This window comes from Devosia equisanguinis (genome assembly GCF_900631955.1).
Classification (GTDB): domain Bacteria; phylum Pseudomonadota; class Alphaproteobacteria; order Rhizobiales; family Devosiaceae; genus Devosia; species Devosia equisanguinis.
In genome coordinates, this window is record NZ_UZWD01000035.1 from 70,631 (window position 1) to 85,202 (window position 14,572).

Here is a 14,572-nt window from a genome sequence, read left to right on the forward strand (position 1 = left end):
TGCTGGCGTCGCTATAGGGGAACCGGCCCGGTCTGGCAAGTCACATTGTCCGTCTGATGACGTTGCGACGCCGCGGCGCTGATGGGTTTGTTTTCGGCGCTTCGGTAGGCCGGTGCGTGCAAGGAGCGGCGCTGACGACGAGGTTTCGCCCGCCATGTTTGGCGGCGTAGAGGGCCGCGTCGGTGACCGCAAGCAGTTCGGTCTGGTTGCAGCCAGACGTTCCCATGCCGACGCCGATGCTGACCGTGGCATGGATTGCTACCCCGTCCGGCGTCAGGATCGCGGTGGCGGCTATCGCCGAGCGCAAAGCCTCGGCTGTCGCAAGATTGGCCGCATCATCGGGTCGGGCGAGAATGGCGGCAAATTCTTCGCCGCCAAGGCGACCGATGATGGCCTGCTGCGGCAGCGCCTGACGCATCACCTCCGCCAGGGTCCGCAGCGCATTGTCGCCTGCGGCATGGCCAAAACTGTCATTGATCGCCTTGAAGTGGTCGACATCGAGCATCAGCAAGCCGAACGCGCCGTTTCGGCCGCTGACCTGCTGATTGAGACGGGTCAGGAAAGCGCCGCGATTGAGCACGCCGGTCAGCGGATCGTGGGCCGCCAGGTGCCGCAACTCGGTATTCATCCCGCGCCAGGCGCTGCTGATCGCCGAAACTGCAAAGGCGCCCATTGCCATCATGCCGATCGAAAGCCTGAAGGATGTGACTTCGGCCGGGGTCACCAATTCATAGGGCAGGCGGAAATAGCCCAGCGGTACCGCAATCAATATCCAGGTGCAGGTCGCCGCGGTCAGGATGGCACTGGCGAATGGCCGGAAAACGATGGCGCACCACAAAAGACCCGGCACCACATAGGTCGGTGCGCCCGGACCGCCAATGCCGCTCATCGACAGGATGAGTACGGAAAGGCATGCCAGTGCCCCATATTGGTGCAGCCTTTGCTGGCTGCTGCGGGACAGGAAGCGCAAGGAGCCGGAGGCGGCAGCCAGCACCAGTGGCAAATAGAGGGCGTAATTGACAAATTCCGCCGCCAGCCAGATGCCGAAAGCGCTCCCCGCCGGCATTCCAAACAGGATGGGGCCGCTGAGCCCGCCGGCCACTGCAGTGGTCACCGAAGCCACGGCAACGACGACAATGGTCATCACCACGTCTTCGGGCGATCCCAGCCGCAGCGGGGTCACGCCGCGCCATCGGGCGAGCGTGAAGCCGGCCGCAATGCCCACCAGATTGGCGCCATTGAGCAGGACAATGCTCAAAAGGCTCGAACCCGCATAAAGGTCGCCCAATCCATAACCGATGATCGCGCCGATCCAGACGAGCAGCCGATTGGCGCGCGGCCGCACCAGCAGCCAACCCAGCAGCAGCGCATTGGCAGGCCAGATGCTGGCCAACGAGAACAGAAAGCGCGAGTGAATGCCGACGAGGCAGGCCGCCAAAACCATGACGCACACGACAAAGGCTTCGACCAGCGGTATGTCGAGATCGATTTTCCAACGGTGGCCCTGACTTGGCCCTTTCAGCATCGTATCCGTTCTCCTCGCCAGAGCCTCGCGCACATCCCCTAAGAAAGTGTGCGTTTGGCCCATGGGGGTTTACGCGCCTTGACTCTGCCACAACCAGACTGCAAAGCCGCAGGTAAGCGTGCGCTCAGTTAACGAAGTGGCGCATTGAGGTCTTTAGAGGGGGCGCAGATGTCCGTTACAGCATTCACTTTCCCGGGGCAGGGCAGCCAGGCCGTGGGCATGGGCAAGGATCTTGCCGCCGCCTATGCCGAGGCTCGCCAGGTCTTTCAGGAAGTCGATGAAGCCTTGGGCGAGCGCCTGTCGGCCACTATGTTCGAAGGCCCCGAGGACATTCTGCGCCTCACCGAAAATGCCCAGCCGGCGCTGATGGCTGTCAGCATGGCCGTCATCCGCGTGCTCGAAGCGCGCGGTGTCTCCATCAAGGACCACGCCAAATTCGTCGCCGGCCACTCGCTGGGTGAATATTCCGCCCTCTGCGCCGCTGGCACTTTCACCATTGCCGATGCCGCCCGCCTGCTGCGTACCCGTGGCCAGGCCATGCAGAAAGCCGTCCCCGTCGGCCATGGCGCCATGGCTGCCCTTCTCGGCCTTGATGTCGAAACCGCGCGTCAGGTGGCGGCTGAAGCCGGGCAGGGCGAGGTCTGCGACGTTGCCAATGACAACGCGCCCGGCCAGGTCGTCGTATCCGGCGCAACCGGCGCCGTCGAACGCGCCGTCGAAATCGCCAAGACCAAGGGCGCCAAGCGCGCTCTTCTGCTGCCGGTCAGCGCCCCTTTCCACTGCTCCATGATGCAGCCGGCCGCAGACGCCATGGCCACTGCCCTCGCAGAAGTCAGCATGCAGGCGCCGGTGGTGCCGCTGGTCGCCAATGTGCTGGCTGCGCCGATTTCCGACCCGGCCGAAATCCGCCAGCGCCTCGTCGAACAGGTCACCGGCGTCGTCCGCTGGACCGAGAGTGTCTCCTGGCTCACCACGACCGGGGGCGTCACCAACCTGGTCGAACTCGGCTCCGGCAAGGTGTTGACTGGCCTCGCCAAACGCATTGCGCCCGAAGCCACTGCCCAGGCCATCGGCACTCCGGCCGATATCGATGCTTTCGTCGCCCAGCTCGGTGCTTGATTCACCATCTGAAGTGCTTGACTCTGTTTCTCTTCCAAGAGGCCCTAAATGTTTGATTTGACTGGTAAACGCGCACTCGTCACTGGCGCCAGCGGCGGTATTGGTCGCGAGATCGCCAAGGCCCTGGCCGCAGCAGGGGCCACTGTTGCGCTTTCGGGTACCCGCATTGGGGCGCTGGAAGATACGCAGAAGGAAATCGGCAAGGACTGCCCGATCCTGACCGCCAACCTTTCCAAGCTCGAGGAAGTCGACAAGCTGGTCCCGGCTGCCGAAGCGGCCATGGGCGGGCTCGACATTCTGGTCAACAATGCCGGCATGACCCGCGACAACCTCTTCATGCGTATGAAGGATGAAGAGTGGGACGAGGTCATCGCCGTCAACCTCACCGCCGCCTTCCATCTCAACCGCGCCGTGCTCCGCGGGATGATGAAGCAGCGCTGGGGCCGCATTATCGGCATCTCCTCGGTCGTGGGCGTGATGGGCAATCCGGGGCAGGGCAACTATGCCGCCTCCAAGGCTGGCCTCATCGGCATGAACAAGGCGCTGGCCCACGAAGTGGCCAGCCGCAACATCACCGTCAACTCCATTGCTCCCGGCTTCATCGCCTCGGCCATGACCGACGAGCTCAACGACAAGCAGCGCGAGTCGATCCTCTCCAGCGTGCCGGCCGGTCGTCTCGGCACGGCCCAGGAAATCGCCGCATCGGCCGTTTTCCTGGCCAGCGATGCAGCCGCCTACATCACCGGACACACGCTGAATGTGAACGGCGGCATGGCCATGATTTGACTTCCAAAGGCCAAAAGCCTTGGAAACCGGGCAGAACGCGGTTGGCTATTGCGTATGAAACGTGTTACGTCGCGCCGCGTTTACCCTTGCCGGTCTGCCTTGCAGGCGCCCATCGGGCCGCTTACACTGCCTCCGAGCAAGCCAACACAGCTTGAAGAATTGGCGATCCGCCAATAAGAAGCGAAACGAAACGTCGATTTCTAAAAGGGAAGTCAAATATGAGCGATGTCGCTGATCGGGTCCGCAAGATCGTTGTGGAACACCTCAATGTGGATGCCGAGAAGGTCACCGAAAAGGCCAGCTTCATCGACGATCTGGGTGCAGACTCGCTCGATCAGGTCGAACTGGTCATGGCTTTCGAGGAAGAATTCTCGGTCGAGATTCCCGATGACGCCGCCGAGTCCATCCAGACCTTCGGTGATGCCGTCGCTTTCCTGACCAAGGCCACCAGCTGATCTGGGGGCTAGGCCGCTGACCATGGAATTGCGCCGAGTCGTCGTCACCGGATTGGGACTTGTCACGCCTCTTGGGTGTGGCGTTGAGCCTACCTGGGCCAACATCCTTGCCGGTAAGAGTGGTGCCAAGCGTATCGACGACTTCCAAGTCGACGATATCGCGTGCCAGATCGCCCACCGCCTTCCATTGGGAGACTATGCCGATGGCAAATACAATCCCGATGAATGGATGGAGGTGAAGGAACAGCGCAAGGTCGATCCTTTCATCGTCTATGCCATGGCTGCGGCAACGCAGGCCATTCAGGATGCCGGCGTCGAACCCAAGACCCAGGAAGAACAGGAACGCACTGGCGTCCTGATTGGCTCTGGTATCGGCGGTGTCGGCGGCATCTATGATGCGTCGGTGACCCTGCACGAAAAGGGTCCGCGCCGCATCAGCCCGTTCTTCATCCCCGGCCGGCTGATCAACCTTGCCTCCGGGCAGGTGTCGATTCGCTTCGGCCTTAAGGGACCGAACCACTCCGTCGTCACTGCCTGTTCGACCGGTGCGCATGCTATTGGCGATGCGGCCCGTCTGATCGCGCTGGGTGATGCGGACGTGATGGTTGCAGGCGGTGCGGAAAGCTGCGTCAACCGGCTGTCTCTGGCCGGCTTCGCTGCTGCCCGTGCTCTGTCCACCGGCTTTAACGACAACCCCACCGCGGCTTCGCGTCCCTATGACAAGGATCGCGACGGTTTCGTGATGGGTGAAGGCGCCGGCATCGTCGTGCTCGAGGATTACGAGCGCGCCAAGGCCCGCGGCGCCAAGATTTATGGCGAAGTGATCGGTTATGGCCTGTCGGGCGATGCCTATCACATCACCGCCCCGTCGCCCGATGGCGATGGTGGTTTCCGCGCCATGAGCGCGGCGATCAAGCGCGCCGGCATTTCGGCCGCCGACATCGACTACATCAATGCCCACGGCACCTCGACGCCGCTTGGCGACGAGATCGAACTGGGCGCGGTGACCCGCGTTCTGGGCGATGCTGCCCCCAAGACGGTGATGAGCTCCACCAAGTCGGCCGTTGGCCATCTGTTGGGTGCTGCCGGTTCGGTCGAGGCCATCTTCTGCCTGCTCGCCATGCGCGACGGCATCGCGCCGCCGACGCTGAACCTCGATAATCCCTCGGTCCAGACCGAGATCAATCTTGTGCCGCACAAGCCGCTCAAGAAGGAAATCAATGTGGCCCTGTCCAACAGCTTCGGCTTTGGCGGAACCAATGCCACGCTGGTCATGCGCAAGGTCAGCTGATTTTTCCACCTTTTGTGAGGGGCACATCGCGTCAACGCGCGATGTGCCCCTTGTTTTTGTCGCGCGTCATGCAAACAATGCAGCCGCTTCGCCATAGTTTGGCGCAAAAGATAATGAAACAAGGCCGCAACAAGGCCTTTTGCGAGTGAAGCCGATACCATGAACGACCGCAGGACACGCCGCCGCCGCCGCTCGGGCAACGCCTTGATCGACGTCTTGAACGGCATGTTGACACTGCTGGTCATCGGTCTCGTCGTCGTGGGCGGCGGCTTCTTCTACGTCGCTTCGCAGTATTACGGCGCCGGTCCGGTCCAGGAAGAACGCATCTTCCGCGTCGAATCCGGCAACACCCTGACCACCACCGCCAATCGCCTCGAGGAGCAGGGCTTTATCTCCAACGCGCTGATTTTCAGCCAGTTCGGCGGCAGGGTCGAGAAGAACACCGTGGTCAAGGCCGGCGATTTCAGCATTCCCGCCCAGGCCAGCATGTCCGACATTTTGCGCGAGCTGACCGAGGGCAACCCGATCCGCTACGCCGTCACGATTCCCGAAGGCTGGACCGCCTGGCAGGTGCTGCGCCGCCTTGCCGACGATGACCGGCTGACCGGCGAAATCACCACTCTGCCACCGGAAGGCTCGATCCTGCCCGGAAGCTATGATTACACTCCCGGCGATACCCGCCAGTCGGTGCTCGACAAGATGCAACTGGCCATGACCCAGGCGCTTGCCACCGTGTGGGAGGGCCGTGTCGCCGACCTGCCGCTCAAGTCACCAGCCGAGTTGCTGATTCTGGCGTCCATCGTCGAGAAGGAAACCGGCGTCGCCTCCGAGCGTCCCGAAGTCGCTGCCGTCTTCGTCAATCGCCTGCGCACCGGCATGCGCCTGCAGTCCGACCCGACAATCATCTATGGCATTACCCTGGGTCAGAGCACGCTCGATCGCGGCATTCGCCGCTCGGAAATCGAGCAGAAGACAGCCTACAACACCTATCAGATCGACGGCCTGCCGCCGACGCCCATCGCCAATCCGGGCATCGAGGCCCTGCGCGCCGTCGCCAATCCCGACACCCACAAATATCTCTACTTCGTGGCCAAGGGCGCAACCCCGAGCGAGGGTCACGTCTTTGCCGAGACCTATGCCGAGCACCAGACCAATGTGGCCCGCTATCGTGCCATAGCCGCCGAGGCTGCGGCACAGGCGGAGGCCGAGGCCGAGCAGGCCCGCCAGGCGCTTGAGGCCGAGCAGGCCGAAGAAGCCCAAGACAGCGCACAGTGAGCAGCTCCATTGCCAGCATGACCGGTTACGCCCGCGCCGAACGCGCGGACGGGCCGCAGAGTGTCCGCCTTGAGATCCGCTCTGTAAACGGCCGCAATCTCGACATGCGGTTACGCCTGCCGCCCGGTTTCGATGCGCTGGATATTCCGCTGCGCCAGGAAGTCTCCCGGGCCCTGTCGCGCGGGTCGGTCAATCTCGTCGTCACCGTCGAGCGCAACAGCGTTGGCGGCAGCGTGAGGGTCAATCCTGCAGCGCTGGAGACGGTGCTCGCGGCCATGGAAACACTTTCCGCCCGCATCTCCCCCAGCACCCCGCCGGCGCTCGAAAACATCCTCGCCTTGCCCGGCGTGCTGGTCCTCGACCAGCCGACCCTGTCTGATGATGAGGACGGCATCGCCGCCCTGGTCATGACCTGTGCCGCCGAAGCCATCGAGTACCTCTGCGCCATGCGTGTTGAAGAGGGCAGGGCCACCGCCATGATTCTCAACCGTGTGCTCGACAGCATCGAGGCATTGGTTTCAGACGCCCAGGATCATCCGGCGCGCGCGCGCGAGCACGTCGAAGCGCGGCTGCGCGCCCAATTGGCCAATCTTGTCGCCGATGCCGGCCTGCCGCCGGACCGGCTGGCCCAGGAGGCGCTGCTGCTCGCCACCAAAGCCGACATCCAGGAAGAGCTCGATCGCCTCCGCGCCCATATCACGGCGGCCCGCAAGCTCATTGCCGATGGCGGGCCGGTCGGCCGCCGCCTCGACTTCCTCGCCCAGGAATTCAATCGCGAAGCCAATACGCTCTGCGCCAAGGCGAACGCAGTGGAGCTCACCGCGATCGGTCTTGACCTCAAGGCGGCGATCGATCAACTACGCGAGCAGGTTCAGAACATCGAATAGAGTGCTCAGATGGAATTTCAGCGCCGCGGCGTGATGCTGGTGATTGCTTCCCCTTCCGGCGCCGGAAAGTCATCGATTTCGCGCTCTCTGTTCCAGCAGGACCCCAATATCCGTCTGTCCGTGTCGGTGACCACGCGCGCGCGGCGCAGCGATGAGGTGGAGGGCACGCACTATTATTTCGTTGATGTACCCACCTTTAACCGCATGAAGGCCGAGGGCGGCCTGCTTGAATCGGCCGAGGTGCACGGCAATTTCTACGGCACCCCGCGTGCCAAGGTCGAAGAGCAACTCGCCGCCGGCAAGGATATCCTGTTCGACGTGGACTATCAGGGCACGCTGCAGCTCTATGAAAAATGCCGCGCCGACATGGTGACCGTGTTCATCCTGCCGCCCACTATCGAAGAGCTCCGCGCCCGGCTCGAGCGCCGCGCCCAGGACAGCGTCGGTACCATCGAAAAGCGCCTGCGCAATGCCCGGATCGAGCTCGATCACGCCGGCGAGTATGACTATGTCATCATCAATCGCGATCTCGAGCAGTCGGTGCAGAACGTCCGGTCAATCCTCGCCTCGGCCCGGCTAAAGCGCGAGCGCCAGCTGGATTTGACCAGCTTTGTCAAAGACTTGCAGCAGCAGATCGATTCTCTTTGAGAGAGTGAAGTGCAGTTATTCCAAGGCCCCCGATCGTCACCCTCGGGCTTGCCTCGAGGGACCTACACTTTGCGAGGCCGCAGGACGTAAAGGCCCCTCGGCTCAAGCCCGAGGGTGACAAAGTAGGCGCGGAAATGATCGTGCTTGTCGGCTTTCGGTGCCAGTCATGACCAGCCTTGCCATTCGGCGCGGCACGCCGGCATTTATTCGCGCCAATGTGGCCTTCTTCCTTTCGGCCTTCTCCGTTTTTGCTTCGCTCTACTCCGTGCAGCCGCTGCTGCCCATGTTCGCGCAATATTGGGTGCGCGATGCTGGCACCGCCTCTCTTGCCCTGTCCGCAACCACGGCGACCATGGCGCTTGCGCTTATCCCCGCGAGCCTCCTGGCCGATCGTCTCGGCCGTCGCACGCTCATTGTCGGTGCCTTGCTGCTCACCGCCATTCTCGGCTGTCTGCTGCCATTCACCCAGGTGTGGTGGCAACTCATCACGCTGAGGACGCTCATGGGCATCAGCCTGGCCGGTGTCCCAGCCGTGGCCATGGTCTATCTCTCTGAGGAAATGGATGCTGACGCCCTTGGCTATTCCATGGGGCTCTATATCGGCGGCACCGCCATTGGCGGCATGGCCGGTCGCGTCATTTCTGGCGTGCTGTCGGACTTTCTCGGCTGGCGGCTGGGCACCGGCATTCTCGCCGGGTTGATCCTTGTCGCGGCGATTGCCGTGGCCGTGCTGCTGCCGCAACCACGCCAATTGCTGCGCGATCCCATCCGCCTCGGTGAATTGTGGCGGCGATGTCTCGCCAGCTTTTCCGATGCCGCACTGCCATGGCTGTTTGCTAGCTCATTTCTGCTGATGGGCGGTTTCGTGACGCTCTACAATTATGCCGGTTTCCGGCTCGCCTTGCCGCCCTTTGCGCTGAGCCACTCGGCCGTCGCCGCGATCTTTCTGGTCTATTTGCTGGGCAGCGCCAGCTCGACCTGGGCCGGGGCCTTGTCGCAGCGTCTCGGTCGTCGAAAGGTCTTCTGGGCACTGGTGGCCATGCAGGGTGTCGGCGTCGTCATCACCGCCGTACCCTCGACCCCCGTTGTTATTGCCGGTCTTGGTGTCGCGACTATGGGCTTCTTCGCTGCCCACGGCGTCGCCAGCGCCTGGGTCACCCGCCGCGCCCGCATCGGCAAGGCGCAGGCCTCCGCCATCTACCTCGTCGCCTACTATCTTGGTGCTTCGATCCTCGGCACATTGGGCGGCTTTGCCTGGACCCGATGGGGCTGGCCCGGCGTCATGCTGGTATCGGGCGGCGCCGCGTTTCTGGCCTTGCTGGCAGCGATACGGCTGGTCTTCATCGCGCCGCTCTCAATGCCCGAAAGCACACCTGAGCCAACTTCGATGGATTAGCTCTGTGGGGGCCCGGGTCCTTCGAGAAGATCTTATCGCAGGTCCGGTAGCGCCCGCGCCATGGCGAGAAAGGCCGCGATCGGCAATTCCTCTGCCCGCTCGTCGCCCTTGAGGCCTGCGGCGGCCAACAGACCCTCCACCGGCACGCCCAGCGCCTTGAGCGATTGGCGCACCATCTTGCGGCGCTGTCCGAAGGCAGCCTTTGTCACCTGTTCGACCAGCTTGACCGGCAGGTCCGGTTCAACCGGTTTGGGCACCAGATGCACCACGGCCGAGGTGACATTCGGTGGCGGCACAAAGGCCTGGCGGCCGACATTGAAGGCGATCCGCGCCTCGGTGCGCCAGCCGGCGAGCACACCAAGCCGGCCATAGGCGTCGTCTCCGGGCTTGGCAACGATACGCTCGGCCACCTCGCGCTGGAACATCAGCGTCAGGCTTTCAAAGAAGGGCGGCCAGGGCTCCATGGTGAGCCAGCCGGTCAGCAGCGGCGTGCCGATATTATAGGGCAGGTTGGCAATGATCCGCGTCGGTCCTTCCGCCAGCAGCCGATAATCCATCTCCATGGCGTCGCCCGAGATCACCGTAAGGCGATTGGGATGGGCCTCGGCAATTTCGGCCAGCGCCGGAAGCGCACGCGCATCGCGCTCGATGGCAACCACCTCACGTGCGCCTTCGGCCAGGAGCGCCCGGGTCAGCCCGCCGGGCCCCGGCCCCACCTCGATGACGCGCACACCTTCCAGCGAACCCCCGACCCGGGCGATGCGAGCAGTCAGATTGAGGTCGAACAGGAAATTCTGCCCCAGCTCCTTCTTGGCCCGGAGGCCATGGGCAGCAATGACTTCACGCAGCGGCGGCAGGGAATCGATCTGGCTCATGTGGTGGTTTCAGTCATTCTGTCGGCCAGGGCGATGGCCGCGGCAAAGCTGGTGGCCGATGCCGTGCCCTTGCCGGCATGGTCAAAGGCGGTTCCGTGGTCGGGCGAGGTGCGCACTATGGGAAGGCCCAGCGTGACATTGACACCGGCGTCAAAGGCCACGGTCTTGATCGGGATCAGCGCCTGGTCGTGATACATGGCCAGCACCGCGTCATAGCTGCGCCAGTGTGGCGGGAAAAACAGCGTATCGGCAGGCAGCGGCCCGACGGCATCGATTCCATCGGCCCGGGCCTTTTCGATAGCGGGTGCGATCACGTCGATATCCTCCCGCCCGATGGCCCCGCCTTCACCCGCATGCGGATTGAGGCCAGCCACGGCAATGCGCGGATCGGCGATGCTGAAGCGCCGCCGCAGATCATAATCCATGACGCGCAGCGTGTGGTGGATCAGCTCGGCCGTCATCAGCCCCGGCACGTCCTTGAGCGGCACGTGGATAGTCAGCGGCACGGTGCGCAGATCCTCATGCGCCAGCATCATCACCGGCAGCGGCACGACGTCGTCTTCGGCACAAAGCGCAGCCAGGAACTCCGTATGGCCGGGAAAAGCAAAGCCGGTGTGATAGAGCGCGCCCTTGTGGATCGGCGCCGTCACCAGCCCTCGACACTCTCCGCGCTGAATGGCGGCTACCGCCTCGGCAATGGCTGCGACCACCACGGCGCCGGCGGCGTCATGCGGCTGGCCCGGCTGGTCGGGCACGTCGCCCGCAATGTCCCAAACGGGGAGGGCGCGCGCGAAGATTGCCGCCGCATTAGCCGCAGTAGCGGCTTCGATGGCGATGTCGAGCCCCAGCCGCGCCGCGCGCGACCGCAGGAAGTCGATATTGCCGAAAACGATGAAGGGCGGCAGGGCGCGTTCACCGCGGCGGGCGAACAGCATCAGGATGATGTCGGGTCCGACGCCCGCTGGCTCACCCATGCTGATCGCCAGCGGTTTGGTCATTTCGGCCCTCGGGCGGACGGAGGGATGTGCATAACACGAGGCTCCGGCCGCATCAGTCAGTCTCAGGCGTTGTCGCCGTGTCCGCAAGACCGGATCAGTTGTAGATGATCTTGGCGTTCTTGCGCAGCGTTGCCAGATATTCCTCGGTCTTGCCCTTGAGCGCGCTATTGCCGGCTTCGGCTTCCAGTTCGCTCTTCACGAAGGTCAGGTCCTGCGCCTGCACCTTTTCGCAGATCGCCAGCATCGAGACGCCGGAATCGACCACGCGCGGCTTGGTGATGCCACCGACATTCAGACCGGCCAGTTCCTTGGCGATCGGGTCGGGCAACTGGGTTGCATGGCGACGGCCGACATCGATCACGGCGGCGTCGGTATAGGTCAGCGAGAGGTCGACGGCGGTATCGCAGCCGGCAAAGCTCGAACGATAGCGATTGGCCTGGCCGGTGCGGGCGCCCGAGCCCTGGCCCACAAAGATGATCTCTTTGAGGATGTAGTCGAAATTCTGGTAGTCAGCGATCTTGCTGGCGGCGCGCTGGTCGAGTTCGGCGTCCGAAATCTGCACCTGCGACATCACCGCGCCTTCGACCACCGCGTTCCAGGCAATTGCGGCACGGAGGCGATCCTTGAGCGTATCGGTGTTGATACCGCCCTGGCGCAGCATATCGGCCAGCTTGTCCTGGCTGACCTTGAGATTGCGCGCAATCTGCAGAAACGCCTCATCGACCTGCGCATTGGACACGTTGACGCCCAGGCGCTTGGCCTCTGCCATCTGAATGGCCTCAGTGATCAGCTGCTCCATGGCGCCGTTACGTCCGGTATTGTTGCCTTCCAGGCGGAACAGGCGCAACCGCTGGTCGACCTGCACGTCGGAAATCTGCACGCCGTTGACAGTAACGACAGTGGCGGCGAACGAGGGCGCGACGGCAGTAAACGCCATGGCCAGGCCGAGGATCGCGGCGCCTGCAACGCGCCGAAGAGAAGCAAAGGTCATGTTTGTGTCCGCTTTCTGCAACCCGCCTTCAATGAGGCGTCTGGTCTGCGCTGTCAATTGCTGGATGAATACGGCCAAAATCCGGACCCTCACGACTTGGTCAGGTCCATCCGTCCTCTTTGTAGAGCATGATGGTTATTCCCACGAAAATGGCGATCAGCGCTGGCGCGACTGCAGCGAAAACCGGGTCAAGCACGCCGGTGGCCCCGGCGCGGTCGGCCATTTCGGTGATCACGAAAACGATGAAGCCCAGCACCATGCCATAGAGCACCGACGGCCCCAGCTGGGCATTGCGACGGTACCCGGCGGTGAAGGCAAAGGCGATGAACAGCGAGCCGGTGAGCACCAGCGGCAGCGCCATCAGCTTGACCAGCCGCATCGTGCTGGCCGCGCGGATCGAGGGATCGGCCACCCCGCGCTGCAACATGTCGACCAGCTCGAAAAAGGTCGTGTCCTCGGTGGAGGCCAGCTTGAGGTTGATTTCGCTGGGTGTCGAGCGGGTGGGAAGGGCGAAATTCAGCACGGTGCGCGCCGGCTGGTCGGGGGAGCGGGCGATGGCGACGGGAAACACCCATTGTCCGGTTTCGAGCCGCGCTTCGCTGGCCTCGAGCCTCGGAATGTCGCTAGCGCCCAGCTGGAACACCGTCACCTCGCCCAGCACCGCGCCGCCGGCCGACATGCTGCGCGCCAGCATCACGTAATGGGCGCCGTCGCCTTCCTGCTCCAGCCAGATTTCGTCTGCCGGCGTCAGCAGCACCGCCTGGCCGGGCGGGGTCGGGGAGAGCTCGCGATTGACCCTCGTGCTGATCGTCTCGGCGCCCAGCGCGATGACGAAACTGATCACCATTAGCGCCAGGGTCGGCGCCCTTACGGTGCGCCACAGCGAAATGCCGCTGGCCTTGATGACAGTCAGTTCGTGGCGGGCCTTGAGGTCGACGAAGCCGATAATGGCGCCGAGCAGCACCGTCACTGGCAGGGTCTTGATGGTCCAGCGCACCGCGCTCATCGCCACCATCAGGATGGCGAGGCCGATACCCTTTTCCTGCGCCACATAGTTGAAGCGCCAGGTGTCGAGCGATTCCACCAGCGCGATCAGCCCGTAGAAAATGAAGACGGTGGCGCCGATGCGGGTGGCGAGGCGGTTGAGAACGAGCCAGTCGATGCGGGTCATGCCGGCTCCTCGATAATAGGGCGCGGCCACAGCCGCACGGCCAGGACGACGCCGGATATGAGGATCAGGATCACCGCGCCGGTGCCCATGCCGAGGGGGCTATATGCACTGAGCCCGCGTTCGGCGAAACCACAGAGCATGACGATGGCTTCGAGCGGCAGCCGCACCCGCGTGCGCCGTCCCGACGGAAAGCCGGCCAGCGCCAGGGCCAGGAGACATATCGCGATCACCCGCAAGCCCTCGGCGGAACGATCGAGCAAACGCTTGGTGATTTCGGGTGTCCAATCCCCGGTCTCCATCGCCTGGCGCACCATCTGGAAGCTGTCGGTCTCTGACAACGGATCGCCGGCCGCAAGAGGCTGGCTCAGGCTATCGACGCTGATGTCATAACGCGCGAAGCGCACTTCCGAATAGCGCCCATCGGCCTCCACATATTGCAGCGCGCCATTATAGAGCTCGATCACATAAAACGCGCCGTCACTCGACACCCGGGCCCTTTCGGCTACATAGGTGCGCCGCGTCTCCGGATTGCGTCGGTCGTCGGCAAAAAACTCGATGACTTCACCCCCGGCGCGACGGCCGCCGATCAACAGCACCACGCCCGGCGTCACCTGCGTGAACCGGTCGGGCTTCAGCGTCGAACTCACGAGATCGGCCGCGATCTCGGCCGCCAGCGTGTTCACCCGCTTATTGGCCAGCGGCTCGACCACATGGGCCAGCAACAGCACCGCGGCGACGGCCAACCCTCCGACAACGAGGCTCGCGCGCCACAGATCGCCCAAGCCGCCGCTGATGTGGATGATGTGCATTTCATGGCTGGTCTGCAGCGCCGAGAGCGCCCGGACCATGCCGATGCCGATACAGATGTAGAAGAAGGACAGCAGCAGTGGTGGCATGGTGAACAGCGCCTGCACCGCCAGTGTGTCAAATCCCTGGCCCTTGACCGACACCACCTCGAACGAGCGTAGGCAATTGACCAGCCAGAGCAGGAAGCAGACGATTCCCGTCAGGATGAGGGCATCGGTTGCAAACAGCCGCGCCAGATAGGTGGTGAGCTTCCTCATCGAAACCGGGTCGTTCTGTCCATGGTCGAGCGTGGTCGGTGGTGCGCACCATGAGCGAATCCGTGGTGCGACACAATCGCTCCCTGCATAG

Annotated in this window: 14 protein-coding genes; 8 read left to right on the forward strand and 6 right to left on the reverse strand. The window is 63.4% G+C overall.

Features of this window, described 5'->3' with window-relative positions; translation table 11 throughout:
• Positions 1-40: 40 nt before the first annotated feature.
• On the reverse strand, positions 41-1,525 hold the full coding sequence (locus tag DEVEQU_RS14270; protein WP_164550416.1) for a sensor domain-containing diguanylate cyclase: 1,485 nt from the start codon (positions 1,523-1,525) through the stop codon (positions 41-43).
• A 168-nt stretch (positions 1,526-1,693) separates the two neighbouring features.
• On the opposite strand from DEVEQU_RS14270, the gene fabD reads away from it, so the two are divergent.
• From fabD to DEVEQU_RS14310, 8 genes are all read left to right on the forward strand, one after another.
• Positions 1,694-2,644, forward strand: a complete 951-nt coding sequence (gene fabD, locus DEVEQU_RS14275) for an ACP S-malonyltransferase (protein ID WP_126151274.1) — start codon at positions 1,694-1,696, stop codon at positions 2,642-2,644.
• 48 nt (positions 2,645-2,692) lie between these two features.
• Positions 2,693-3,430 (forward strand): 3-oxoacyl-[acyl-carrier-protein] reductase, encoded by a 738-nt coding sequence (fabG, locus tag DEVEQU_RS14280; protein ID WP_126151275.1) that lies wholly within the window; start codon positions 2,693-2,695, stop codon positions 3,428-3,430.
• Between the two features lie 218 nt (positions 3,431-3,648).
• Entirely contained in the window at positions 3,649-3,885 is a 237-nt protein-coding gene (locus tag DEVEQU_RS14285; protein WP_046103861.1) for an acyl carrier protein, read from the forward strand.
• 28 nt (positions 3,886-3,913) lie between these two features.
• The gene (gene fabF / locus DEVEQU_RS14290; protein WP_126151312.1) at positions 3,914-5,176 is read left to right on the forward strand and encodes a beta-ketoacyl-ACP synthase II; all 1,263 of its coding nucleotides are present in this window, start codon (positions 3,914-3,916) and stop codon (positions 5,174-5,176) included.
• Between the two features lie 159 nt (positions 5,177-5,335).
• Entirely contained in the window at positions 5,336-6,451 is a 1,116-nt protein-coding gene (gene mltG / locus DEVEQU_RS14295) for an endolytic transglycosylase MltG (protein ID WP_126151276.1), read from the forward strand.
• On the forward strand, positions 6,448-7,338 hold the full coding sequence (locus DEVEQU_RS14300) for a YicC/YloC family endoribonuclease (RefSeq protein ID WP_223214237.1): 891 nt from the start codon (positions 6,448-6,450) through the stop codon (positions 7,336-7,338). The genes mltG and DEVEQU_RS14300 overlap by 4 nt, the downstream gene beginning before the upstream one ends.
• Before the next feature lie 9 nt (positions 7,339-7,347).
• Entirely contained in the window at positions 7,348-7,986 is a 639-nt protein-coding gene (gene gmk / locus DEVEQU_RS14305; RefSeq protein ID WP_223214238.1) for a guanylate kinase, read from the forward strand.
• Between the two features lie 166 nt (positions 7,987-8,152).
• The gene (locus tag DEVEQU_RS14310) at positions 8,153-9,382 is read left to right on the forward strand and encodes an MFS transporter (protein WP_126151277.1); all 1,230 of its coding nucleotides are present in this window, start codon (positions 8,153-8,155) and stop codon (positions 9,380-9,382) included.
• A 32-nt stretch (positions 9,383-9,414) separates the two neighbouring features.
• Here the strand turns inward: DEVEQU_RS14310 and rsmA are convergent, their stop codons facing one another.
• The 5 genes from rsmA to DEVEQU_RS14335 form a co-directional block, all read right to left on the reverse strand.
• Entirely contained in the window at positions 9,415-10,257 is an 843-nt protein-coding gene (gene rsmA / locus DEVEQU_RS14315; protein WP_126151278.1) for a 16S rRNA (adenine(1518)-N(6)/adenine(1519)-N(6))-dimethyltransferase RsmA, read from the reverse strand.
• Positions 10,254-11,255 (reverse strand): 4-hydroxythreonine-4-phosphate dehydrogenase PdxA, encoded by a 1,002-nt coding sequence (gene pdxA, locus DEVEQU_RS14320; RefSeq protein WP_126151279.1) that lies wholly within the window; start codon positions 11,253-11,255, stop codon positions 10,254-10,256. The genes rsmA and pdxA overlap by 4 nt, the downstream gene beginning before the upstream one ends.
• Before the next feature lie 94 nt (positions 11,256-11,349).
• Positions 11,350-12,246 carry a peptidylprolyl isomerase gene (locus tag DEVEQU_RS14325; RefSeq protein ID WP_126151280.1) on the reverse strand — a complete coding sequence of 299 codons (897 nt, stop codon included), beginning with the start codon at positions 12,244-12,246 and terminating at the stop codon, positions 11,350-11,352.
• A gap of 100 nt (positions 12,247-12,346) precedes the next feature.
• A complete protein-coding gene (locus tag DEVEQU_RS14330; protein ID WP_126151281.1) occupies positions 12,347-13,417 on the reverse strand; it encodes an LptF/LptG family permease in 1,071 nt (356 codons plus the stop codon).
• A complete protein-coding gene (locus DEVEQU_RS14335) occupies positions 13,414-14,481 on the reverse strand; it encodes an LptF/LptG family permease (protein WP_126151282.1) in 1,068 nt (355 codons plus the stop codon). Before DEVEQU_RS14335 ends, DEVEQU_RS14330 begins: the two co-directional genes overlap by 4 nt.
• Between the last annotated feature and the right edge of the window lie 91 nt (positions 14,482-14,572).